The sequence below is a fragment of the Rathayibacter sp. VKM Ac-2801 genome (assembly GCF_009834245.1).
GTDB lineage: Bacteria > Actinomycetota > Actinomycetes > Actinomycetales > Microbacteriaceae > Rathayibacter.
The window spans coordinates 3,290,818-3,313,246 of the sequence record NZ_CP047183.1; the positions used below are offsets into that span (position 1 = coordinate 3,290,818).

Here is a 22,429-nt window from a genome sequence, read left to right on the forward strand (position 1 = left end):
CCCCGGTGGGCGACGATCCCGCCCGGAGATGTCGGTGGTCGCCGGTAGAACGGACTCATGTCCGACACCGCTCCGAGCCCCGCGTCCGCGCCGGTCCGCGAGCGGCGCCTGCTCGACGTCCGGCGGATCTACGCCGAGCCGGCCGCGCTCGAGCTGCCCCGCGGGCAGGAGGTCGTGGCGCGCTGGCCGGGCGCCGAGATCGTGCCCGTGGAGTCGCACTGGCTGATCCCGGAGGTGCACGGCGACGAGGCGAACGTCGCGCGCTGGGTGCGCATCAAGACGGAGGCGCTCGTGCTCGGGGTGAAGAAGTCGCTCGTCACGCGCCCGAACGGCCGCTCGGCCGACTTCATCGCCCCCTCCACCGCCAACGGCTGCGCCATGGCGTGCGTCTACTGCTACGTGCCGCGGAGGAAGGGCTACAGCAACCCGATCACGCTCTTCACGAACATCGAGCAGATCCAGCGCCACCTCGCCCGGCACATCGCGAAGCAGGGGCCCAAGACCGAGGCGAACCAGTGCGACCCGGAGGCCTGGGTCTACGACATCGGCGAGAACAGCGACTGCTCCGTCGACGCGCTGCTGAGCGAGAACGTCCGCGACCTCTGCGAGCTGTTCCGGATGTCGCCCACGGCCAAGGCGTCCTTCGCGACCAAGTACGTCAACCGCGAGCTCCTCGAGTGGGACCCGCTCGGGCGCACGCGCATCCGCTTCTCGCTGATGCCCGCCGAGACGGCGAAGGTCACCGACATCCGCACCTCGCCGATGGCCGAGCGGATCGCGGCGATCAACGACTTCGTCGACGCCGGCTACGAGGTGCACGTCAACTTCTCGCCCGTGATCCTCACCGAGACCTGGCAGCAGGACTGGGCGGAGCTCTTCGATCAGCTGGACGCGGCCCTCCACCCGCGGGCGAAGGCGCAGCTCGCGGCCGAGGTGATCCTCCTGACCCACAACGAGGGCCTGCACGAGGTGAACCTCGGCTGGCACCCGAAGGCGGAGTCGCTGCTCTGGCAGCCGGGCCGCCAGGAGCAGAAGGTCTCCGAGAACGGCGCCGTCAACATCCGCTACCGCCGCGATCTCAAGCGCGCCGCCCTCGACCGCTTCCGCGCCCTCCTCGCCGAGCGCCTCCCCTACTGCCGCGTCCGCTACGCCTTCTGAGCGTCGGTGCCCCCGGCCGAGGCGGCGGCGTGACGATCAGCTCAGGAGCGCACCCTCCCCCTCGGCCCGCACGGGCCGAGACACCGCCCGTCCGGCGACACACCGCCGCGGAGGCGGCACCTCGCGCACGAGCGCGGTGTCTCGACGCAAGAGCCCGCACCGCGCGCAGGGGCGAGCGCCCTCCCCTCCCGCCCGAGCACCCGCCGTCGGCCGCCCTGCCCGCCGAGACACCGCTCGGCATGCGTGACAGCGGCCGCGGAGGCGGCACCTCGCGCACGAGCGCGGCGTCTCGACGCCGCGGCAGGCCCTCTCGCGCGAGCGCACCGTCGCGCCTCCTCCCGCTCCGCTCGCCGAGACACCGCCCGTCCGGCGAGACACCGCCGCGGAGGCGGCGTCTCGCGCACGAGCGCGGTGTCTCGACGCCGCCGAACCGCCCACCGGAGGCACCCCGGAACCGAGCCCCGGAGCCGCCCGGCTGGGAGTCCGCCGGGCGGCCAGGGCGACCGCTTCGCATTACGGATAGCGGCACGTGCCCTCCGGATGAGGGGCGTACTTTCGGAGAACAGCCGGAGGGCCGGCCGACCGTCCGACTCCACGGGCCTGCACAGCAGGCGTCAGCGGAGATCGAAGGCTCGGCGTGACGGCATCCGGGCTCGGCAGCCCGGAGTCGGCACCCCCGGATCGACAGTCCGGGCACCCCCTCCGACTCGGCGGCACGGCACATCCCGGGTCCGCTCCCTGCTCCCCACGAACACCCCCACCATCTCGCACTCCCCCCTCCCGGCGGCACTCGCCGGGGCACCCCACCGTCGCGGCCGGCACCCGCGACACAGCACAGAACGGCGGCACGCACCATGGGCGCTCTCCTCTACGGCACTCCCCCCACCTCGCACGAGATCGACGACCGCGCGCTCGCGCACCTGCAGATCGTCATGATCAACAAGTTCCGCCGCGACGAGGCGTTCGCCTTCCAGCTCGACGCCTCGAGCGCGCACGGCACCGGACGCCAGACGCTGTGGCTGCACCCGACCATCCCCCTCCAGTTCTCCTTCCACGGCAGCCGCATGCCGGCGATCAACGCCACCTGGGTGCGCGCGCTGATGGAGGAGGCCAACAGCGGCCGGGGCCTGCGGATCGTCTCCGAGCCGGCGCAGCAGCCCGAGTCCTCCGCGCTCACGCACGCTGCCTGAGCGCGCCGTGTCCAGGCGCGACGACGACGAGCTGTTCGAGGTCACCGACTTCGTCGAGCTCGCCGGTGCGGTGCCCGACGACGCGGGCTTCGAGTGCTCCTCCACCGTCGACGGCGTGACGGGCGCGCTCTGCGTGCTGCCGGATTCGCTGATGCTGCGGAGCGCCGGCACCGGCGACTCGACCCGCGTCGGCACCCGCGACATCCGCTCCTGGCGGACCACTCCGGCCGGCGCCACCTTCTCGCTCGCCGTGGAAGCCGGAGCGCGGCACACCGTGGTGCTGCTCACGCAGTTCCAGGCGGCGACCGTCCAGGCGATGACGCGGGCCGCCGGACCCGCTACTGGTTTATCCGCTTAACGAATTCCCCGTTCGGGGCACACAGCCAGGGGCGCTCCTCGTGCGACCCTGATCGGGATGAACGAGAAGGACGAGGTCACGCGCTCCGACATCGGCGGGCGTGACATCGAGCAGGCGCGGGCCCTCTTCGAGCAGTCTTACAACGGGCACCGCTTCATCGTCGAACCCGGCGCCGACTTCTCGTACCGCTACACCTCCGTCGGCGACGGCGACGTGACCCTCCGCGGGAGCCAGTTCGCCGGCTCAGTGCAGGGCTCGATCCAGACCGAGGGTGAGTACGTCGTCTCGTGGCTGACCGCCGGGACGGGCGTCACCGATCTCGACGGCGACGCGGTGACCCTCGGATTCGGGCAGCCGGCGATCTTCGTCAACGACCGCCCCAGCCGGTTCGAGTTCCACGACTACCGCCAGAATCTCATCCACTTCGACGGCGCCTACCTCGAGGGCGTCGCGGAGGAACTCGAGGGCACGAGCGGCCCCCTCCTCTTCGATACCACCGCCCGGCCCGAGGGCGCGGCGCTGCGGCGCTGGTCGGCGACGGTCGCGACGGTCGCCCGGGTGATCTACGACGCCGACAGCTCGCCGCTGCTGCGCCGCGAGGCCGACCGCGCGGTCGCGATCGCGCTGCTCGAGACCTTCCCGCACGCGACGCTCGACACCCCCGGCGACCTCGGAGTGCCCCGCTCGGGACGCCTCCGCCAGGCTGTCGAGTACATGTACGCGCACGCCCACGAGCCGCTGCGGACCGAGCAGATCGCCGACGCGGCGGGCATGGGCCTGCGGACGCTGCAGACCGAGTTCCGGCGCGCGTTCGGTTTCACCGCCGTCGACTACCTGCGGCGGATCCGGCTGGACGGCGTGCAGAAGGAGCTGCGGGCGGGCGAGTCCGGAGTCGTCAGCGTCAGCGAGGTCGCGCGGCGCTGGGGCTTCGCGCACCTCGGCCGGTTCTCGGCCTCGTACGCCCACCGCTTCGGCGAGCGCCCCAGCACCACGCTCGACACCTGAGGCCTCAGAGGTCGTCGGTCCCGCCGTCGTCCTCGAGGGGTCGTCCTCCTGCCGTCGTCCTCGCTCCCCTCGCCCTTCGCCGCGCGGCTGCAGGGTCGGCCGAGCGGGCTTGAGCCGTCGCGTCTTCTCGCGTATCGACTCCCCCGCCTCCGGGTCGCCGAGGTCGAGGGCCGGGCCGGTGAAGAGCCGGCTGCAGTACAGCTTCTGCATCTCGCCCTCCCCTGGATCCCGGCCCGCCCCTCCGGTCGGCCCATCCCCCGACCGTGGGACGGCGCCGACCGGACGCCCCACCCCTTGGCGGGGGTGCGGCGGAGGGTGCGTGCCCGCGCCGGAGTCAGCGCCGCGCGGGCAGCCCCAGCGCGGTCGCGAGCGCCTCGACGACGCGGGTCGCACGCACGTCGTCGACCCCCTCCATCCGGTTGGTGAGGAACGCGAAGCCGACTCCCGCGTCCGGGTCGGCGAAGGCGACCTGTCCGCCCGCGCCGTCGTGCCCGAAGCCGCTCGGCGTGAGGTACCGGCGCGCGTCGGTGCCGAGCTGGAAGCCGCAGCCCCAGGCCGGCCACGGGCCCGGCACCGGCCACACCGGCGGGCCGCTGCTGAGCGGAGCGGTGGCCCGCTGGATCGTCGCGTCCTCGAGCAGCCGCACGCCCTCGGTTCCGGTGAACGCCGCCGACCAGATCGCGGCGAGCGCGCGGGCCGAGCCGACGCCGCCCGCTCCGGGGATCTCGGCGGTCTGCAGCACGGGGTCGTTGAAGCCCGTGCCCGGCCCGATGAGCTCGACGGGCAGCGCACCGCCGAGGGTCATCGCCCGCTCACCCCAGTCGACGACTCCCGGAGTGCGCGCCGCGGCCTGCGCCGCCGTGAGCTCGGCGAGGGTGGGGCCGACGAGCATCGCCGCGACGCGGCCCTGCTCGGCGGCCGGCAGACCGATCCACGCCTCCGCGCCGACCGGTCCGGCGATCCGCTCCTGAAACGCGGCGCCGACGCTCCGCCCGGTCACCCGGCGGATCACCTCGCCGATCAACCAGCCGTGCGTGATCGGGTGGTAGGCGTGGCCCGTGCCCGGCTCCCACAGGGGCTCCTGCTCGGCGAGGCGCCCGGCGAGGAGGTCCCAGTCGGCGAGGTCGGCGGTCGTGAGCGGGAGGCGGGGGGCCGAGAGCCCGGCGCGGTGGGCGAGCAGGTCCTGCACGCGCACGTCGGCCTTGCCCGCCGCAGCGAACTCGGGCCAGTACTCGGCGACCCGCGCGTCGTAGTCGAGCAGCCCCTCCTGCACGAGGCGGGCGGCGAGGAGGGAGACGAGGCCCTTCGTGCAGGAGAAGACGACGCTGAGGGTGTCCTCCCGCCACGGCTCCTCAGCCCTCGCCTCTCCCGCCCAGAGGTCGACGACCGGCCGTCCGTGCAGCCGCACCGCGACCGCCGCTCCCGAGCCGGGCCGGACGGCCTCGGCGAAGGCGTCGCGGACCCCCTCGAACCCGGGCTCGACGACTCCGTGAACCGCGGTCACCCCTTCACCGCGCCCTGCAGGAGAGCGGTGATGAACTGCCGCTGGAAGATCACGAAGACCAGGATCGTCGGCACGATGATCAGTAGCGCGCCCGCGTTGAGCAGCGGGATGCTGTTGCTGTACTGCCCCTGGAAGAAGGTGAGCGCCCCGGCGACGGTGCGGTCGAGCGGATCGGAGACGAGCACCACCGGCAGGAGGAACTGGTTCCAGGTCCAGAGGAACAGCAGGATCGCGAGCGCAGACAGGGCCGGGCGCGCGAGCGGCAGCTGGATCCGCAGGAACTCCTGCCAGGTCGTCGCGCCGTCCACGCGCGCCGCCTCGGAGAGCTCGGCGGGGATCCGGACGAAGTGCGCGCGCATCCACACCACGCTGAAGGGCATGTAGAGCCCGATCAGCGGCAGGACGATCGCCCACTGCGTGTTCAGCAGGCCCAGCGACTGGATCTCGTAGTACAGCGGGATGATCAGCGACTCGAACGGGATCGTGAGCCCGAGGATGAGGAACACGAAGACGAACCCGCCGCCGCGGATGCGCAGGTTGCCGAGCGCGTAGCCGGCGAGGGTCGCGAAGAGCAGGCTGATCGGGACGACACCGAGCACGATCAGGGCGCTCGACCCCATCAGCTGCAGGACGTGCCCGGTCTCGAAGGCCTGGGCGAAGTTGCCCCACTGCGGGTCCGTCGGCCAGGTGAGGCCGGTCGGATTCACGTCCGCCGGCTGCAGCGCGGCCGAGAGCATGTTGACCAGCGGGATGACGGTCAGCACGAGCACGACGATCAGGACGACGCGGCCGATGACGACCTCGGACTTGGTGACGATCATCGGTCGCTCACTCTCGAGAGGCGCTGGAGGGGGAGGACGCAGGCGAGCACGAGCACCATCAGCACGATCCCGAACGCGGAGGCGAGGCCCACGTCGCTCTGCGTGAAGCCGATCCGGTAGATCGAGATGCCGGGCACCAGGGTCGAGCGGCCGGGGCCGCCGAGCGTGGTCGTGTAGATGATGTCGAAGCTGCTCAGCGCCGCGATCACGGTGATCGTGGTGAGCACCGAGATCTCCTGGCGCAGGCCCGGGACCGTGATGGTGAAGAACTCCCGCAGCCACGTGCCCCCGTCGAGACGGATGGCCTCGTAGAGCGAGACGTCGATCTTGCCGATGCCGGTGAGGAACAGGACTGTGCAGAGCCCGGTGAGCACCCACGAGCCGATCAGTCCGACGGCCGGGAGGGCGGTCTGGAAGTCGCCCAGCCACGGCCGCGCGAGCGAGCCGAGCCCGACGGCCTGCAGGATCTGGTTGACCGCTCCGGTCTGCGAGTACATCCACGACCAGGCGATGCCGGCCGCAGCGAGCGGGATGATCTGCGGCAGGAACAGGATCGTCTGCGACACGCTCGAGAAGACGCCGGGGCGCATCGAGCGGAGCAGGCTCGCGAGAACCAGGCCCGCGGAGACCGGGATCACCGTGAAGTAGAGGATCAGCACGAAGGCGTTGCCGATGGAGCCGAGCAGGTCGGGATCGGTGAACACGCGGAGGTAGTTCGCGAAGCCCACCCACTCGGAGGGGCCGACGCCGTTCCACTTGTAGAACGAGTACTGCACCCCGGTGATCAGCGGGTAGATGACGAACGCGATGTAGACGAGCAGGGCCGGCACGACGAAGAGCCAGCCGACGAGGGTCGCCCGCCGCACCGCAGTCCTCCTGCGGCGCGGCGCCCCGTTCCGGCCCCCGCGGTCGACGGCGCTCGAGACGAGAGGGCCGGCCGCGGTCATCCGGCGAGTTCCTTCGCGTAGAACTCCTGCACGGCCGTGACGAAGTCCTGGCCGGAGATCTGGCTGGTCACCAGCAGCTGCGACTCCGGGATGATCGCGCCCGCGTAGATGCCCGCGGTCGCGTTCGACATGAAGTCGACCTGGCCGTCCTCCGCGCCGATCTGCGCCGACATGGCGAGCGCCTGCTCGAGCAGCGAGCCCGACTCGACCTCGGGGAGCGCCTGGGCCGGGTCGCCGCCGGGAGCGGCGCCGGTCACGTCGACGACGATCTGGCGGGCGGCCTCGTTCGTGTGGATCCAGTTGAGGAAGAAGACGATCTCGTTGAGATGCGACGACTTCGCGGCGACCGAGAACGAGTTCGCAGCGCCCATGGCCACGTGGTTCCCGCCCTCCTCGGCCGGGGGCACCAGGAAGAAGTCGACGCCGTCGCCCATCTTGGTCTGCGTGTCGGCGGCCGCCCAGTTGCCGTTGAAGGCGAACAGGCCCTCGCCGCCCTGGAAGCGGCTGACGAAGGAGGAGTAGTCGATCGCGTTGATGTCCGAGGGGAAGTAGCCCGCGTCAGCCCAGGTGCGGATGAGCTCCGCGCCCTTGAGGTTGCCGTCGGTCTCGTAGGTGGCGCCGGGGACCGTGAAGATCCAGTCGGCCATCTCCTGCTTGTCGGCGTACTGGTTCATCGCCGCCTGCACGACGAAGTTGACCACTCCGTCCTTGTCGCCGGCCATGATCGGCAGGACGCCGCCGGCCTTCGCCTTCGCGAGGTCCTCCTCGAACTCGGCGAGGGTGGTGGGCGGGGAGTCGATCCCGAGCTGCTTCGCGAGCTCGAGGTTCATGTAAATGCCGGTGACGCTGTAGCCCAGGCCCAGCTGGTAGAGCGAGCCCTTCCCGCGGACGCCGTCGGAGTCGACGCGGAGCGGGGCGAGCTGCGAGGCCGACCAGGCGTCCCAGCCGTAGGCGTCGAACCACGGGTCGAGGTTCGCGAGCAGGCCGTCCTTGACGGTGTCGCCGATGGTGGGCAGGCGGATGAGGTCGGGAGGCGTGTCGCTCGCGAGCAGCTTCGGCGAGTTGGCGGTGAGGTTGGCGAAGGTGTCGCGGTTGATGGTGAAGGTGACGTTCGGGAACTGCTTCGTGAACTCCTCCGTCAGCTTGTCGGTGACGGGGAAGCCGGTCTCATCGGCGATGACGAGCTCGACGGTGTCGCTGGTGAGCTCGGTGCTCACATCGACCGAAGAGCTCGCGGCCGGAGCGGTCGAGCCTCCGGGCGCGCAGGCGGCGAGGGTGAACAGAGCCGCGACCGAGCCGGCGCCGATCAGGACGGTCCTGCGGCCGATCGGCGTGCCGGGGGTGGGGAAAGACATGCGGTGACTCCTTCGTCGTGGGTGCAGGTGCTGCGGGTGCCCGGCCGCCCGGAGGGGCTCGAGCCGCGGCTCCGGAGGGCCGCCTGAAACCTTTGAGTGGGGGACTAAAAGGTTTCAGGTGTGGATATAGTCTGTGCACACGGAAGACTTGTCAAGGGCGAGCGCGGGAGGCGGCGGGCATGGCGAAGAAGCGCGTCACGCTCGCCGACGTGGCCCGAGAGGCGGGGCTGTCGATCTCGGCCGCGTCGATGATCCTGAACGGGAAGCCCGAGACCGGGCTGTCGAAGGACGCCCACGAGCGCGTGTTCGCCGCCGCCGAGGCGCTGCACTACCGGCCCAACGTCGCCGCCCGCGGCCTCCGCACCGACAAGACCCGCACGATCGGCTTCATCTCTGACCAGATCGCTACCACGCGCTTCGCCGGCGGCCTGATCAAGGGTGCGCTCACGGCGGCCGAGGCGGCCCGGCACGTCGTCCTGCTGCTCGAGACCGGCGGCGATCCGGCCCGCGAGGCCGAGGCCGTCGACGCGGTGCTCGACCGCCAGGTCGACGGCATCATCTTCGCCTCGATGCGCTCCCGCGAGTTCTACGTGCCGGAGCTGCCCGCCTCCACCTCCGTGGTGATGCTCAACGCGACGAACTCGCAGCACCCGGCGTCGATCCTGCCCGACGAGTACGCGGGCGGACGCGCCGCCGTGGAGCTGCTGCGCGCGCACGGCTACCGCGACGGGATCGCGCTGATCGGGCAGAACGACGAGGTCGAGCGCGACCGCTTCCGCTCGGCGACGGTGGCCGAGCGCGTCGCCGGCATCCGCGACACCATGGCCGAGATGGGGCTCGCGTTCGTCGCCGAGGAGTCGATCCCCGACTGGGAGCCCGAGCACGGCCACCGCGCGGTCGCCGACCTGCTGGCCCGGCGCGACGACATCCGCCTCCTGCTCTGCCTCAACGACCGGATGGCGTTCGGCGCCTACCAGGCGGTCGCGGAGGCGGGGCTCTCGATCCCCGGCGACGTCGCCGTGGTGTCGTTCGACGACGACGAGCTGGCCGCCTACCTCCGCCCCGGGCTGACGACCGTGGCGCTGCCGCACGAGGAGATGGGCCGCCGGGCGGTCGAGCTGCTGCTGAGCGGCGCGCCGGGCGAGCGGGTGCTGGTGCCGATGCCGCTGGTGGAGCGGACGTCGACGCGGCGGGTCTGAGGGTCGAGGCCGAGGCGGTGAGGCCGGGCGGAGCCGGAGCGGCGGGCGGAGCCGGGGCGGCGGGCGGAGCCGGGTGGCGGCCTGCTGACCGGATCAGTGGCCGCGGCGCTCTCTCAGCCGGCCGATCGGATCCCTCCGACCGGCCCCCAGGTGACTCCGGTGCCGCCCGCGTCGCCCTGGTAATCGTCGGGCGAGAGGGTCATGCCGCTCGCGACGAAGTCGGCGGTCGCCGCGCAGTCGGTGACGACGACGTCGCCGTCGGAGCGCGCGAGCCCGTAGAGGCAGACGGACTCGTCGGCGAGCTCAGCGGCAGAGAAGGAGTCGAGGCTGAGGGTGGCGAAGTAGTCGACTCCGGCGATGCTGCCCAGGTAGCGCGTCGGACCCCAGTGGAAGACGCGGAGGCTCGCGAGAGTCGAGAGCGGGCGCGTGGCGACGTCGTCGGGGACGGACCAGGGCTCGGTAAAGACCTCCAGCGACGGGCGAGGGGCGAGCGCGACGGAGGCGGCCGTGCCGAGGGCGGCGATCCCGAACAGGGCGACGAGCGCGGCGATCACCCCGAGCCGGCGGCGCGGGCGGGGCGGGTCGGAGGCGAGGGAGTCGGCGTCGTCGCCTCCGGTCGTCCCGCCGCGCTCGCCCCAGCCGGGCGCCGCGTCCCGGCCTGTCTCGCCCCGGCCGAGGTGCTCCCGACCGGTCCTGTCGCGGCTCGTCTCGTTCCGACCGGTCCGGTCTCGGCCGGTCTCGTCCTGACCGGTCCGGTCGCGGCCGGTCTCGTCCTGGCCGCTCGCCGCCGCGCCGCCGATCCGACCCTGCGCCGCCCCGGGTCCGGCTGTTGCGGCCAGCCCCGCGACCGCGGCGTCGAGCGCCTCCTCCCGCTCGCGGAGCTGCGCGCGCAGCAGTGCCAGCTCCTCGAGCGCCGCGGGGTCCGCCTCCGCGCTGAACGCCCGACGCTCCAGCGCGGCCCACCGCCTCCGTTCCTCCAGCGATGCCCCGTCGCGGCGCCGCTGCAGGGCGGCCCGGCCGCGACCGCGACCGCCCAGTGCCGTGTCGAGCGCCGCCTCCGTCGCGGGATCGATCTCGTCGAGCAGCCGCGCCGCGCGCGCGGGCGTGACTCCTGTGCCGACGGACGCCGGCACGTCAGCCCCGGTCGCGGACGGCGCGCGCCAGCGACTCGAGGCGCTCCCGGTACTCCGGCCACCACTCCTCGGGCATCGGCGGGAGGTTGTCGCCGGGCGTCCGGAGCCCGACCCGCCCGTCGATCAGCTCGCGGACGATGTCGGCGTGGCCCGCATGCCGGTGCGTCTCGGCGGTGAGGTGGACGAGGATCCGGTGCAGCGAAACGTCGCGGTTCGTCCACCAGGGGACCTGCCCGGGAGCGTCGAGCGGGAGGGCGGCGACCGTCGCATCGGAGTGGGCCCACACGCGGCGGTACAGCGCAACGACGTCGTCCAACGACTCGTCGGCCGTCGCCCACATGTCCGAGTTCGGCTCCGACTCGTCCTCCATCCACGGCATCGGCTCGGGGAACGGCCGCCCGAACACGGCGCCGAGGTAGCCCGCCTCGGTACCCGCCACGTGCTTCACCAGGCCGAGCAGGTTCGTGCCCGTCGCGACGAGCGGCCGCCGCACGTCGTACTCGTCGAGCCCGTCGAGCTTCTGCAGCAGGGCGTCGCGCCCCTCCTGCAGGTAGCGGAGGAGGGTCTGCTTCGCGTCGTCGCTCATCCCCCCAGCCTGCCGCGCCCGCCGGAGCCGCGCCAGAGCGGCGCCCGGACCGCGCCCGCGCCCTGCCGACGCCGCGACATGTTCACAATGCAGGACGGATCTCCCCTCGAGCCCCACGATCCGCGGATCCACGGGCCGCCGAGGCGATCCGTCCTGAGTTGTGAACGCGGTCAGGCCGGGACGCCGGCTCCGCCGGTTCACCCCGTCGGACGGAGCAGTGTCGGGACCGAGCCCGGGGGGGGTGGTCGGGGCCGGGCCGGGGCCGCTCCAAGGAGTGGTCGGGGCCGGGGCTGGGCCGCTCCGCGGGACCGCGTCCGGGAGTCTCCGGGGTCGGGACGGCCGTGCCGGAGCCGCGACGTGTTCACAACGCAGGAAGGATCGCTCCGCGGGCACCACGATCCGCGGATCCACGGGCCGCCGGACTGATCCGTCCTGAGTTCTGAACGGGATCAGGCCGGAACGTCGCCTTCCGCCCGCCGAACCCGGCGCAGGAGCGGTACCGGGACCGCCGTCGGGCACTGCTCGGGCCGTGCCGGAGCCCCGGCGTGTTCCCAACGCAGGAAGGATCGCCCCGCGGGCTCCGGGATCCGCGGATCCACGGGCCGCCCCAGCGATCCTTCCTGCGTTCGGAACGGGATCAGGCCGGAACGCCCGCTCCCGCGCGCTGGACCTCGGTGCCGACGAGGCGCTGCGAGGAGGCGTCGACCGCGGCGGCCGGGCCGACCAGCTCGAGCGCCGCCTCCGTCTCGCGCGTCGCGCAGTCCGGGCCCACCCACAGCTCGACACGGCCGGGCTCGACGATCCGCACGCCCTCGCGGTTGGTGAAGGCCAGGCGTGCGGCCGGGACCTCGAAGCGGACCTCCGCCTCCTCGCCCGCCTCGAGCGCGACCCGCGCGTAGCCGAGCAGCTGCGCCACCGGCCGGGTGACGCTGGCGAAGACGTCGCGGGCGTAGAGCTGCACCAGGTCGGTGCCCGCCCGCCCGCCTGTGTTGCGCACGCGCACGGTCGCCGTGAAGGAGCCGTCCGTCGGGGCGGACTCCTCGGCCGCCAGCTCCGTCCGGGCGAAGGTCGTGTAGGAGAGTCCGTGGCCGAACGGCCGCACCGGCGTGCTGTCGGCGGAGGTCACGTCCGACGGGCCGCCGAGGATCGGGTGCAGGTACGAGAACGGCTGCGCCCCCGCCGAGCGCGGCAGCGAGACCGGCAGGTGGCCGGAGGGGCCGACCCGTCCCGAGACGACGCCCGCGATCGCGCCGGCGCCCTCCTCCCCCGGGAAGAACGCCTGCAGCACCGCGGCGGGAGCCGACGGCCCGTCGAGCGCCCAGCCCACGGCGTAGGGGCGGCCGGTCAGCAGCACGAGCACGACCGGGGTCCCGGTCGCCACGACGGCCTCGACCAGCTCGCGCTGGCGGCCCGGGAGCTCGAGGCTCTCGACGTCGTTGCCCTCGCCGACCGTGCCGCGGCCGAACAGGCCCGCCCGGTCGCCGACGACCACGATCGCCACGTCGGAGTCGGCGGCCGCCCGGACCGCCTCGACGATCCCGGAGGCGTCGTCGCCCTCGACCGAGCAGCCCTCGGCGAGGACCAGCTCGGCCGAGCCGAACTCGTCCGCCAGTGCGTCCGCGACCGTCGGGATCTCGAAGCCGAGCGGAACGTCCGGGTGATGCGCGAGCACGTGGTTGGCGAAGGAGTAGCAGCCCATCAGCGCGGGCGCGCTGTCGGCGTTCGGTCCGATCAGCGCGACGCGGCGCGGCGGAGCGAGCGGCAGGACGCCGTCGTTCGCGAGCAGCACCACCGACTCCTCGGCCAGGCGGCGGGCGATGTCGCGGTGGGCCGGCGAGTCGAGGTCGATCGACTCGGGGGCGTCGTCGAAGCGCGCGTCGAGCAGGCCGAGCCGCTCCTTCTGCGCGAGCACCCGCAGCACGGCCCGGTCGACCAGCGCCTCGTCGGCCTCTCCGGCCCGGATGCGCGCGGCCAGCGGAGCGAGGAACGCATCGCCGGTGGGCAGCTCCACGTCGATCCCCGCGGTGAGCGCCAGCTCGGCCGCCTCGCCCAGGTCGGCGGCGACCGCGTGCATGAGGTGGAGGAACGCGACCGAGAAGTAGTCGGCGACGACGACGCCGTCGAAGCCCCAGCGCTCGCGCAGCACGCCCGTGAGGTAGGCGGGCGTCGCTCCGACCGGGTCCCCGTCGATCTCGGCGTAGGAGTTCATCACCGAGCGGGCGCCCCCGTCGCGGATCGCCATCTCGAACGGCGGCAGCAGCACGTCCGCGATCTCGCGCGGTCCGGCGTGCACCGGCGCGTGGTTGCGGCCGCCGCGGGAGGCGGAGTAGCCGATGAAGTGCTTCAGCGTCGCGTCGACGCCGGTGGACTGCAGCCCCTGCACGTACGCGGTGCCGATCGTGCCGACCACGTACGGATCCTCGGCGATGCACTCGTCGACCCGGCCCCAGCGGGGGTCGCGGATCACGTCGAGCACGGGCGCCAGGCCCTGGTGGATCCCGAGCTCGCGCATCGACCCGCCGATCACGGCGCCGAGCTCGGAGACGAGCTCCGGATCGAAGGAGGCGCCCCAGGCGAGCGGAGTCGGGAACGTCGCGGCCTGCCAGGCGGCGAGCCCGGTCAGGCACTCCTCGTGGACGATCGCCGGGATGCCCAGCCGCGTCTCCTCGACGAGCCGGCGCTGCTCCGCCCACAGCCACTGGGCGCGCTCGAGCGGATCGACGGGGCGCGTGCCGTAGACGCGGGTCAGCTGGCCGATCCCCTCGCGGGTCGCCTCGGCGTACCCGGTCGAGGTGGCCATCTCGCCGGCGAGCGGAGCGACGACCTCGCCGCCCTGGTCGACCCAGTAGCCGACCAGCTGGGAGAGCTTCTCCTCCAGCGTCATCCGGCCCAGCAGCTCGGTGGTGCGGGCGGACGGGGCCTGGGGGTCCTCTGGTGCGTGCGGTGCGGTCACGGTGCGACCCTCTCTGCGGGTGGGGCGGCGGGCGGGGCGGTGGACGGCGCGGGGGACGCGGCGGCGGACGGACGGAGCGATCCGCTCATCCCTTCACCGCCCCCGTCAGCCCGCCGACGATGCGGCGCTCGAAGACGCTGAAGAAGATCAGCGCCGGGATCATCGACAGCGACACGAAGGCGAGCACCTTCGCCGTGTCGACCGAGTACTGCGACGAGAACGCCTGGACTCCGAGCGGGAGCGTGAACGAGTCCTCGTTGTTCAGGATGAACAGCGGCAGCAGGTAGCTGTTCCAGCTGGCGATGAAGGCGAGGATGCCGGTGGTGATGACGCCCGGCATCGCGAGCCGCACGACCATGCGCCAGAAGAAGCCGATGCGGCTGCAGCCGTCGATGAAGGCCGCCTCCTGGATCTCGTCGGGGATCGCGCGCAGGAACGGCACCAGGATGATGATCGTCGTCGGCAGGCCGAAGGCGATCTGGGGCAGCACCACTCCGGCGAGCGAGTTCATCAGGCCGAGGCTCTTGATCACGAGGTAGAGCGGAGTGATCGCCACGGTCATCGGGAACATCAGCCCCGCGGCGAAGAGCGCGTAGAACACGCCCCGGCCGCTGAAGGTGTAGCGGGCGAGCACGTAGCTGGCCATGAGGCCCAGCACCACGACGCCGAGCGTCGTCGCGAGAGCGGCGACGGCGGAGTTGCCCACCTCGCGCCAGAAGATGCCTCCCGTGATCACGTCGAGGTAGTTCTGCACGTTCCACGGCGAGGGGAAGCCCGCCGGGTCGGTCGTGATCTGCGCGTTCGTGCGGAAGCCGCCGATGATGATGTACGCCACCGGGGCGAGCATCAGCGCGATCACGACGACCGCGACGATGTAGGCGATGATCGTGCCGCGGCCGAGAGGGCGCTTCCGCGGCTTCTGCCGCTTGAGCGCGAGCGGGGACGGAGTGCCGGGCGGCACGGCGGTCAGGGTGGTCATCGCTTGTCTCCCGTGAGTGCGCCGTCGGTGTCCCGCCGCAGCACGAAGCGCTGGTAGAGCAGCGCGACCACGAGCGAGACGAGGAAGAGGACGACGGCGACGGCGTTGCCGTATCCGTAGTTGCCGGCGTTCCGCCCGTTGGTGACCAGGTAGGTCGCCATCGTCGAGGTGCCGGCGGTCGAGGACACGTACTGGCCCCAGATGATGTAGACGAGGTCGAACAGCTGCAGGGCGCCGATGATCGACAGGAACGCCCAGATCCGCAGCGTCGGGGCGAGCAGCGGGAGGGTGATCCTCCGCTGCACCTGCCAGTAGGAGGCCCCGTCGATGGAGGCGGCCTCGGACAGCTCCTCGGGGATTCCCTGGAGCCCGGCGAGGAAGAGGATCACGGCGAAGCCGATGTACTTCCACGTGATGATGAGCATCAGGGTCCAGATGGCAATGGCCGGATCCGACAGCCAGTCCTGCTTGAGGGCGCCGAGGCCGATGTTCTCCAGGAAGCCGTTGACCGCGCCGCTGGTCTGGAGCATCAGGCTCCAGCCGGTGCCGACGACGACCTCCGAGATCACGTACGGCACGAAGATCAGCACGCGGATGATCGACTGCCCGCGCAGCTTGCGGTTCAGCAGCAGCGCGATGAGGATCGCCGCCGGGCCCTGGAGGACCAGCGAGAGGACGACGATCGTGCCGTTGTGGGTGAGTGCCTCGTGGAACGTGGGGTCCTGCAGGATCGTCAGGTAGTTCTTGAAGCCGACGAAGTCGGTCGGGACCCCGTAGCCCTGCCAGCTGAAGAAGCCGTAGTAGGCCGCCATCACGACCGGGAAGATCACGAAGGCGAGGAAGACGATCAGGGCGGGGCCGACGAGGATCGCGACCTCGAGTCGGCCCGCCCAGCCGAGGCTCCGGCGGCGCCGGCGCACCGGGGGCGCCGCGACGGCGCCCCCGGTGGTCGGGCGCTCGCGGGACTGGTCCGCTCCGAGGAGCGGGCTCTCGCGGAGCGCCACGGTCTAGGCCTTGGCCGCAGCGGCGTTGACGGCCTCGACCAGCTGCTCGGGGTCGCTCTTGCCGGCCAGGAGGTCGACGACTCCGACGTTCAGCGCGTTGCCGACGTTGAGGCCGTAGACGGTGTCGAGCCACTGCGAGACGTACGGGGCCGAGTTGTACGCGGCGAGGATGTCCTTCAGGTAGGGCTCGGTGACGGCCTCCTGCGCGACGGTGTTCACCGGCGGCGCGTTGAAGGCCGCGTAGTACTCCTTCTGCACGTCGGAGGTGGCGAGGTAGTTCAGGAAGTCGACGCACTCGTCGGGAGCGCCGGCCGAGCAGGAGTAGCCGTCGACGCCGCCCATGATCGAGCCGGGCTCGCCCTGGCCGCCGTCGATCTCGGGGAAGGGGAACCAGCCCAGGTCGGGCAGCGGCTTCTCGTCAGGGGTGAGGGAGGCGATCACGCCGGGGTTCCACGCGCCCATGAGCTCCATCGAGGCCTGGTGGTTGGCGAGGAGGCCCGCCGAGCTGCCGGCGCCCTGCTGGGCGGCGGTGGTGAGGAAGCCCTCGTTGAACGGCTCGGTGCCGGCGAAGTCCTGCAGGTCCTCGCCCGCCTTGAGCCAGCAGTCGTCCGAGAAGTCCTTGGTGTCGGCCGCCTCGGCCATGGTGTCGGCGCTGCACTCACGCAGCGCGAAGAAGTAGAACCAGTGCGCGGCCGGCCAGGCGTCCTTCGCGCCGAGCGCGACGGCCTGCGCGCCGCTGCCCTTGATCTTGGTGACCGCGGAGTCGAGCTCGTCGATCGTCTTCGGGGTCTCGGCGACGCCGGCCGCCGTGAAGAGGTCCTGGCTGTAGAAGACTCCGCCGGGCAGCACGGCGACGGGCATCGCCCACACCTTGTCGTCGAGCGTGTTCGCCGAGAAGGAGCCCTCGGGGATCTCGCTCTTCGCCTGGTCGGAGATGCCACCCGTGAGGTCCTTGACCTGTCCGCCCGCGACCATGGCGGCGAGCTTGCCGCCTCCGCGCTGGAGGAAGATGTCGGGGGCGTCGCCCGAGTTGAGCGCCGTCTGGAGCTTGCCGTCGAGGTCCTCGTTCTGGATGGCCTGCGACTCGATGGTCACTCCGGGGTTCGCGGCCTCGAAGTCCGCGATCGTCTTCTCCCAGAACTCCTGGCCGGGGCCGGTGGTCGAGTTCTGCCAGAGGGTCATCGCGACGGTGCCGTCGCTCGATCCCGAGTCCTGGGCCGAGCACCCGCTGAGGGCCGCGACCGTGCCGAGCAGGGCTGCTGTCGCCACTGCGATCTTCCTGAACTTCATCGTCCAACCGTTCTCTTCATCGAGGGCGCCGCCTGGTGCACCGGCGCCGTGGGGGTTCCCGCCTTCGCGGGTGGAGTCAGTGTCCGCAGTGCTTGCGAAAGTGGTCAAACGTTTTCGAAATGGTTTTCCAAGCAGGGGCTACAGTCGGCGGCATGACCACCCGACCGACCATCCACGACGTCGCCGCTGCCGCCGGCGTCTCGGTGGCGACGGTGTCCAAGGCCGTGAACGGCCGCTACGGCATCGCACCGGCCACCGCCACCCGCGTGCTCGAGGTCGTGCGCGAGCTCGGCTACGAGTCGAGCCTCGTCGCGAGCAGCATGCGCTCTCGGCGCACCGGGGTGATCGGCGTGCTGGTCGCGGGGTTCGAGCCGTTCAGCGCGGAGATCCTGAAGGGCGTGGGGTCGGTGCTGAAGGAGTCGCGGTTCGACCTGCTCGCCTACTCCGGCTCGCACGAGGGCGAGCAGGAGGGCTGGGAGCGGCGCTCGCTCAGCCGGCTCAGCGGCACCCTCATCGACGGCGCGATCATGGTCACGCCGACCGTCGTCAGCGCCCCCTCCGACATCCCGCTCGTCGCCGTCGATCCGCACACCGGCCGCGCCGACCTGCCGACCGTCGAGTCCGACAACTTCGGCGGCGCGCTGCTCGCCGCCCGGCACCTGATCGCGCTCGGGCACCGCCGCATCGGCTTCGTCGCGGGCCGCGGCGACCTCCGCTCGGCGCGGCTGCGCGAGGCCGGCTACCGGGCTGCGCTGGCGGAGGCGGGGATCGCCTTCGACGAGCGCCTGCTGCGGGTGGGCAACTACCACCGCGACACCGCCCGGCGACCCGCTTCGTCGCTCCTGTCGCTCCCGGACCGGCCGACCGCGGTCTTCGCCGCCAACGACGTCTCGGCGCTCGCGATCATCGAGACCGCCGCGCATCTCGGGCTGGCCGTGCCGCGCGACCTCTCGGTGATCGGCTTCGACGACGTGCCCGAGGCCGCCCGCTTCGACCCGCCGTTGACGACGATCCGCCAGCCGATGCAGACCCTCGGCGCGACCGCGGCCGAGATGCTGATCGCGCTGATGGCCGGGCGCGAGCCGCGCTCGCTGCACGTGCAGCTGCCGACGCAGCTCGTCCGTCGGGCGACGACGGGACCGCCGGCGTGATCGCCGACGCCGACGCCGGTCCGGGCGACGACCTCGAGGACGACGGCCCGACCGCCGTGCACGCCGCTCTCTTCGACGCGCTGGAGCTGGTGGACCTGCCCGCGCTCGAGGCCCTGCTCGACGAGCGCTTCGTGATCGAGCACCCCACCGGCCTCGTGCAGTCGCGGGAGGAGTGGCTCGCCGACATCGACGAGGCGCGCAAGGAGTACCACGCGATCGACCACGTCGAGAGCGCCCTCTCGGGCAGCGCCGCGCACCCCGTGCTCACCTCCCGCACCATCACCGAGGCGACCATCGGCCGCCTGCACGCGACCTGGCGCCTCCAGCTGACGAGCCGTCTCGTCCGCCGCGACGCCACCTGGACGATCACCCGCACCACCATCACCCCCTGGTAACCCCCCTATCTCGCGAAATTTCGCGAGATCCCCCCATGCGGTCGAGATGCCGTGGCAGGTCACCCCACCTCGACCGCCGAGCGGCATCTCGCGAGCACGATGGGGCAGAATCGGCTCGTGCCCTCCTCGATCGAGGTCGTGACCCGCTCCCCCCGCTCCGTCGCCGAGATGTTCGACCGGGCGCGCGACATCGACCTGCACACCGCCTCGCAGGCCGGCGCCCGCGAGCGCGCGGTCTCAGGGACGACCACCGGGCTGATCGGGCTCGGCGAGCACGTGACCTGGAGCGCCCGGCACTTCGGCGTCCCGCTCTGGCTGACCAGCTCGGTCACCGCGCTCGACGCCCCGTGCTCCTTCGTCGACGAGCAGACCCGCGGGCCCTTCGCGACCTTCCGGCACGAGCACCGCTTCGAGCCCGACGGCTCCGGCTCCGGCTCCGGCTCCGGCTCCGTGATGATCGACCGGCTGGAGTACTCCGCCCCGTTCGGCGTCCTCGGGCGGATAGCGGAGCGCCTGGTGCTCGACCGGCACCTGCGGCGGCTGCTGGAGGAGCGCGGCGCGTTCCTCGCCGGAGGCGACCGGTGAGCGTCGTCGCCCGGACCGCACCGGTGCTCCTCGCCGTCGCCGGGGCCCTCTCGCTCGCGACGACCTCGGTCCTGTTCGCCCTGTCCTCCCTCGACACCGGCCGGGACCCCGGCGAGCTGCTCGTCCCGCTGGCCCGAGCGCTTCTGGCGACCGCAGCCACGGCGGCCGTCGGCGGGCTCCCCTACTCCGCGGGACGGGGTCGAGCGCCCTGGCCGGTCCTCTGGATCGCAACCACGGTCTGCGTCCTCGCGATCGCCTGGATCGTGGTCTCGATCGCGGCGTGGGCCGACGCGGGCGACGGGACGGACGCCGTCGTCGCACTGCTGACCGTGGTGCCCTCGGCCTGCTGCTCGATCGCCGCGGTGCCGGTCACCGAGCTCCTCCTCCGAGCGAGGGCGCGCATGAGCGGCGCCCGCTAGCGGACCCGCGCTCGCCGCTTGACGTTGACGCGGCGTCAACCCGTACCGTCGCTTCCATCGCCGCCGAAGCCCCGGCGACGCGGAGACGGAGGGCGCTGTGAAGCAGGAGTGGACCGTGCACGAGGTGGCGCGGCTGGCCGGCACGACCAGCCGGACGCTGCGGCACTACGGAGCAGAGGGGCTGCTGCCGCCGAGCCGGGTGGGCGCGAACGGCTACCGCTACTACGACGCCGCCGCGCTCGTGACGCTGCAGCGGATCCTGCTGCTGCGCGACCTCGGTCTCGGGCTGCCCGAGATCGGGCGGATCCTGCGGCGCGACGCGGAGCCGGTGGCCGCTCTCGAGCGGCACCTCGACGTGCTGCACGAGGAGCGCCGACGGCTCGACCGCCGCATCCGAGCGGTCACCGGGACGATCACCACGATGAGGGAAGGGAACGGGCTCATGGCCGAGGAGATGTTCGACGGGTTCGACCACGCGGAGCACCGCGAGGAGGTGGAGCGCCGCTGGGGCGCCCCGGCGTACGCCGACGGCGACCGCTGGTGGCGCTCGATGAGCGCGGAGCAGCGCGAGCAGTGGCAGCGGAGGCAGGCGGACCTCGCCGACGCCTGGACCGCCGCGGCGGCGAGCGGGGCGGATCCGACCGGGGAGGAGGCGCTCGCTCTCGCCGAGCGGCACCGCGCCTGGCTCGCCGACGTGCCGGGCACGCCCCGCGACGCGTCCGGCGGCCCGAGCGACGAGTACCTGCTCGGGCTCGGCGAGATGTACGTCGACGATGAGCGGTTCGCCGCGCACTACGGCGGAGTCGCCGGCGCCCGGTTCGTGCGCGACGCGCTGCGGGCGCTGATCGAGCGGCGGGGCTGACGGAGGTTCCGTCGGCCGGGCCGGGACCCCGCTGCGAAGCGGCATGATCGCCTCATGGGACGCATTCGATTCAGCAGTCCGGGGTGGGACGAGGACACCGATCGGGGGCCTTCGCCCGATCCCGACCGCGCCCGGTACTCCCGGGACGACGGGGCGAGGTTCACCGCGATCACGCTCACCTGCCTGGCGGTCCTCCCCGCGATCGTCCTCACGGCCGCGTTCTTCCTCGTGCGGCTCCCTCCGCTCGACCGCGACGACCAGCCCGACTGGACGGCGCCGGGCGCGGACGTCCTGGCTCCGGGGCTGCTGCTGTTCCTGCTCCCGCCCCTGGTCACGGGACTGCTCAGCCGCCTGGTCGGCGGGCGGGACTCCTGCCACGGGTTCGGTCGCTCCGCCGCGGTCTGCCTCCTGGTGATGGCGCCGTTCCTCGCCCTCTCGGCCCTCTCGCTCCTCGGCTAGGCGCTGCCGCTGCTCCTCACGCCTGCAGGACCACCGCGCCGTAGTGCGTGCCCGCGCCCGTGCCCACCAGCAGCACCGACTCCCCCGGCTGCACGCGCGAGCGGTGCAGGGCCAGCGGGATCGCGCTGCCGATCGTGTTGCCGACCTCGCCGAGCGTGATCGTCATCCGGTCGCGGCCCCACAGGCGTGCCATGCCCTCGAGCCCGGCCGCGCTGGTCTGGTGCGGGACCACCCGGTCGATGCCGGGGAGCCCGGTCGAGAGGCCGGGCCGCACCTCCTCGAGGAACGCCGGGAAGTGCCGCAGCGCGTCGACGAGCAGCGCCTTGCCCTGCATGTCGAAGCGGAAGTCGGCGAGCCGGTCGGGCGCCTCCTCGATGCGGATCCGCGAGCCGAAGCCGCGCAGCTCCGCATGGCGCACGCCGCTCGGGCGGGTGCGGAAGTGCGTGGTGACCAGGCCCTGGCCCGGAGTCTCGGCGCGGCCGATCAGGACGGCGGCGGCCGCGTCGCCGAAGAGCAGAGCGCTCTCGGGCTGGCCCGGGTCGATGCCGCGGCTGCCGCAGTCGGTCGAGACGATGAGCACGGTGTCGGCGCGGCCGGTGGCGAGGAGGAAGCCCGCCTCCTGCAGTGCGAACAGGAACGACAGGCAGGTGGCGCCGACGCTGTACGCCGAGACGTCGTCGAGGCCGAGGCCAGCCGCGAGCAGCGCGCCTCCGTCCGGGATGGCCTGCAGCTGCGTGCCCGAGGCGTTGAGCACCACGTCGACCGTGTCGAGCCCGGCCGCCGCGAGCGCCCGGCGGGCGGCGAGCAGGCCGAGCTCCAGCGGGTCCTCGTCGTCGGCCACCCAGTGGCGGGTGCGCACGCCGGAGCGGCGCTCGGCCTCGTCGGCGGGCAGGCCGCAGAGCGCGGCGACCTCGGCGGTCGTGACGATCCGCTCGGGCAACGCTTCGCCCGTGCCGAGGATGCGGAGCGGGAGGAGGTCGGGCACGCGGGCCCCTTCCTGCCCCGGGACGTGCGGAGCGAATCCCTGTATAGCGCGCCTCTGCACCTCCGCGCGCACTGTTCGGCGCGGTTTGACG

General features: G+C 72.6%; 22 protein-coding genes. 11 read left to right on the forward strand and 11 right to left on the reverse strand.

Annotation, left to right across the window (positions count from 1 at the left end):
• The first annotated feature begins 57 nt into the window (after positions 1-57).
• The 4 genes from GSU45_RS15305 (at position 58) to GSU45_RS15320 (ending at position 3,711) form a co-directional block, all read left to right on the forward strand.
• A complete protein-coding gene (locus tag GSU45_RS15305; protein WP_159916205.1) occupies positions 58-1,158 on the forward strand; it encodes a spore photoproduct lyase family protein in 1,101 nt (366 codons plus the stop codon).
• 854 nt (positions 1,159-2,012) lie between these two features.
• Positions 2,013-2,348, forward strand: coding sequence for an ATP-dependent DNA ligase (locus GSU45_RS15310; RefSeq protein ID WP_159916207.1), 336 nt, complete (start codon positions 2,013-2,015; stop codon positions 2,346-2,348).
• Positions 2,349-2,355: 7 nt separating this feature from the next.
• Positions 2,356-2,706 (forward strand): hypothetical protein, encoded by a 351-nt coding sequence (locus tag GSU45_RS15315; RefSeq protein ID WP_159916209.1) that lies wholly within the window; start codon positions 2,356-2,358, stop codon positions 2,704-2,706.
• A gap of 57 nt (positions 2,707-2,763) precedes the next feature.
• Positions 2,764-3,711: an AraC family transcriptional regulator gene (locus tag GSU45_RS15320; protein ID WP_159916211.1), complete on the forward strand. Its 948-nt coding sequence runs from the start codon at positions 2,764-2,766 to the stop codon at positions 3,709-3,711.
• A gap of 334 nt (positions 3,712-4,045) precedes the next feature.
• On the opposite strand, the gene GSU45_RS15325 is transcribed toward GSU45_RS15320, so the two are convergent.
• The 4 genes from GSU45_RS15325 to GSU45_RS15340 are packed head-to-tail and all read right to left on the reverse strand — an operon-like array spanning position 4,046 to position 8,338.
• Positions 4,046-5,215, reverse strand: a complete 1,170-nt coding sequence (locus tag GSU45_RS15325; protein WP_159916213.1) for a serine hydrolase domain-containing protein — start codon at positions 5,213-5,215, stop codon at positions 4,046-4,048.
• Complete coding sequence (locus tag GSU45_RS15330) at positions 5,212-6,036, reverse strand: carbohydrate ABC transporter permease (protein ID WP_159916215.1); 825 nt, start codon at positions 6,034-6,036, stop codon at positions 5,212-5,214. Before GSU45_RS15330 ends, GSU45_RS15325 begins: the two co-directional genes overlap by 4 nt.
• Positions 6,033-6,983, reverse strand: a complete 951-nt coding sequence (locus tag GSU45_RS15335) for a sugar ABC transporter permease (RefSeq protein WP_159916217.1) — start codon at positions 6,981-6,983, stop codon at positions 6,033-6,035. Before GSU45_RS15335 ends, GSU45_RS15330 begins: the two co-directional genes overlap by 4 nt.
• A complete protein-coding gene (locus GSU45_RS15340) occupies positions 6,980-8,338 on the reverse strand; it encodes an extracellular solute-binding protein (RefSeq protein ID WP_159916219.1) in 1,359 nt (452 codons plus the stop codon). Before GSU45_RS15340 ends, GSU45_RS15335 begins: the two co-directional genes overlap by 4 nt.
• 179 nt (positions 8,339-8,517) lie before the next feature.
• Between GSU45_RS15340 and GSU45_RS15345 the strand changes: the two genes are divergently transcribed.
• A complete protein-coding gene (locus GSU45_RS15345) occupies positions 8,518-9,537 on the forward strand; it encodes a LacI family DNA-binding transcriptional regulator (RefSeq protein ID WP_159916221.1) in 1,020 nt (339 codons plus the stop codon).
• 113 nt (positions 9,538-9,650) lie between these two features.
• On the opposite strand, the gene GSU45_RS15350 is transcribed toward GSU45_RS15345, so the two are convergent.
• The 6 genes from GSU45_RS15350 to GSU45_RS15375 all read right to left on the reverse strand — a co-directional run bounded on the left by GSU45_RS15350 (position 9,651) and on the right by GSU45_RS15375 (position 17,482).
• A complete protein-coding gene (locus tag GSU45_RS15350) occupies positions 9,651-10,670 on the reverse strand; it encodes a hypothetical protein (protein WP_159916223.1) in 1,020 nt (339 codons plus the stop codon).
• 1 nt (position 10,671) lies between these two features.
• A complete protein-coding gene (locus GSU45_RS15355; protein WP_159916225.1) occupies positions 10,672-11,256 on the reverse strand; it encodes a DinB family protein in 585 nt (194 codons plus the stop codon).
• A gap of 637 nt (positions 11,257-11,893) precedes the next feature.
• Entirely contained in the window at positions 11,894-14,140 is a 2,247-nt protein-coding gene (locus tag GSU45_RS15360) for a glycoside hydrolase family 3 N-terminal domain-containing protein (protein WP_159917181.1), read from the reverse strand.
• A 154-nt stretch (positions 14,141-14,294) separates the two neighbouring features.
• Complete coding sequence (locus GSU45_RS15365) at positions 14,295-15,188, reverse strand: carbohydrate ABC transporter permease (RefSeq protein ID WP_159916227.1); 894 nt, start codon at positions 15,186-15,188, stop codon at positions 14,295-14,297.
• The gene (locus GSU45_RS15370) at positions 15,185-16,108 is read right to left on the reverse strand and encodes a sugar ABC transporter permease (RefSeq protein ID WP_244248311.1); all 924 of its coding nucleotides are present in this window, start codon (positions 16,106-16,108) and stop codon (positions 15,185-15,187) included. Before GSU45_RS15370 ends, GSU45_RS15365 begins: the two co-directional genes overlap by 4 nt.
• A gap of 87 nt (positions 16,109-16,195) precedes the next feature.
• Positions 16,196-17,482 (reverse strand): extracellular solute-binding protein, encoded by a 1,287-nt coding sequence (locus GSU45_RS15375; RefSeq protein WP_159916231.1) that lies wholly within the window; start codon positions 17,480-17,482, stop codon positions 16,196-16,198.
• A gap of 152 nt (positions 17,483-17,634) precedes the next feature.
• On the opposite strand from GSU45_RS15375, the gene GSU45_RS15380 reads away from it, so the two are divergent.
• From GSU45_RS15380 to GSU45_RS15405, 6 genes are all read left to right on the forward strand, one after another.
• A complete protein-coding gene (locus GSU45_RS15380) occupies positions 17,635-18,633 on the forward strand; it encodes a LacI family DNA-binding transcriptional regulator (RefSeq protein WP_159916233.1) in 999 nt (332 codons plus the stop codon).
• Positions 18,630-19,028 carry a nuclear transport factor 2 family protein gene (locus GSU45_RS15385; protein WP_159916235.1) on the forward strand — a complete coding sequence of 133 codons (399 nt, stop codon included), beginning with the start codon at positions 18,630-18,632 and terminating at the stop codon, positions 19,026-19,028. Before GSU45_RS15380 ends, GSU45_RS15385 begins: the two co-directional genes overlap by 4 nt.
• Positions 19,029-19,145: 117 nt before the next feature.
• Positions 19,146-19,613 carry an SRPBCC family protein gene (locus GSU45_RS15390; RefSeq protein WP_159916237.1) on the forward strand — a complete coding sequence of 156 codons (468 nt, stop codon included), beginning with the start codon at positions 19,146-19,148 and terminating at the stop codon, positions 19,611-19,613.
• Positions 19,610-20,032 carry a hypothetical protein gene (locus tag GSU45_RS15395; RefSeq protein ID WP_159916239.1) on the forward strand — a complete coding sequence of 141 codons (423 nt, stop codon included), beginning with the start codon at positions 19,610-19,612 and terminating at the stop codon, positions 20,030-20,032. Before GSU45_RS15390 ends, GSU45_RS15395 begins: the two co-directional genes overlap by 4 nt.
• Positions 20,033-20,129: 97 nt before the next feature.
• Entirely contained in the window at positions 20,130-20,894 is a 765-nt protein-coding gene (locus GSU45_RS15400; protein ID WP_159916241.1) for a TipAS antibiotic-recognition domain-containing protein, read from the forward strand.
• A 54-nt stretch (positions 20,895-20,948) separates the two neighbouring features.
• Positions 20,949-21,353 carry a hypothetical protein gene (locus GSU45_RS15405; RefSeq protein ID WP_159916243.1) on the forward strand — a complete coding sequence of 135 codons (405 nt, stop codon included), beginning with the start codon at positions 20,949-20,951 and terminating at the stop codon, positions 21,351-21,353.
• A gap of 16 nt (positions 21,354-21,369) precedes the next feature.
• Here the strand turns inward: GSU45_RS15405 and GSU45_RS15410 are convergent, their stop codons facing one another.
• Entirely contained in the window at positions 21,370-22,338 is a 969-nt protein-coding gene (locus GSU45_RS15410; RefSeq protein WP_208543454.1) for a 3-oxoacyl-[acyl-carrier-protein] synthase III C-terminal domain-containing protein, read from the reverse strand.
• Between the last annotated feature and the right edge of the window lie 91 nt (positions 22,339-22,429).

Excerpts from the sequence above, each read along its gene's own strand:
- GSU45_RS15305 (WP_159916205.1), top strand. The coding sequence starts at position 58 with ATGTCCGACACCGCTCCGAGCCCCGCGTCCGCGCCGGTCCGCGAGCGG.
- GSU45_RS15310 (WP_159916207.1), top strand. The coding sequence starts at position 2,013 with ATGGGCGCTCTCCTCTACGGCACTCCCCCCACCTCGCACGAGATCGAC.
- GSU45_RS15320 (WP_159916211.1), top strand. The coding sequence starts at position 2,764 with ATGAACGAGAAGGACGAGGTCACGCGCTCCGACATCGGCGGGCGTGAC.
- GSU45_RS15330 (WP_159916215.1), bottom strand. The coding sequence starts at position 6,036 with ATGATCGTCACCAAGTCCGAGGTCGTCATCGGCCGCGTCGTCCTGATC.
- GSU45_RS15335 (WP_159916217.1), bottom strand. The coding sequence starts at position 6,983 with ATGACCGCGGCCGGCCCTCTCGTCTCGAGCGCCGTCGACCGCGGGGGC.
- GSU45_RS15340 (WP_159916219.1), bottom strand. The coding sequence starts at position 8,338 with ATGTCTTTCCCCACCCCCGGCACGCCGATCGGCCGCAGGACCGTCCTG.
- GSU45_RS15345 (WP_159916221.1), top strand. The coding sequence starts at position 8,518 with ATGGCGAAGAAGCGCGTCACGCTCGCCGACGTGGCCCGAGAGGCGGGG.
- GSU45_RS15355 (WP_159916225.1), bottom strand. The coding sequence starts at position 11,256 with ATGAGCGACGACGCGAAGCAGACCCTCCTCCGCTACCTGCAGGAGGGG.
- GSU45_RS15360 (WP_159917181.1), bottom strand. The coding sequence starts at position 14,140 with ATGACGCTGGAGGAGAAGCTCTCCCAGCTGGTCGGCTACTGGGTCGAC.
- GSU45_RS15365 (WP_159916227.1), bottom strand. The coding sequence starts at position 15,188 with ATGACCACCCTGACCGCCGTGCCGCCCGGCACTCCGTCCCCGCTCGCG.
- GSU45_RS15375 (WP_159916231.1), bottom strand. The coding sequence starts at position 17,482 with ATGAAGTTCAGGAAGATCGCAGTGGCGACAGCAGCCCTGCTCGGCACG.
- GSU45_RS15380 (WP_159916233.1), top strand. The coding sequence starts at position 17,635 with ATGACCACCCGACCGACCATCCACGACGTCGCCGCTGCCGCCGGCGTC.
- GSU45_RS15405 (WP_159916243.1), top strand. The coding sequence starts at position 20,949 with ATGGGACGCATTCGATTCAGCAGTCCGGGGTGGGACGAGGACACCGAT.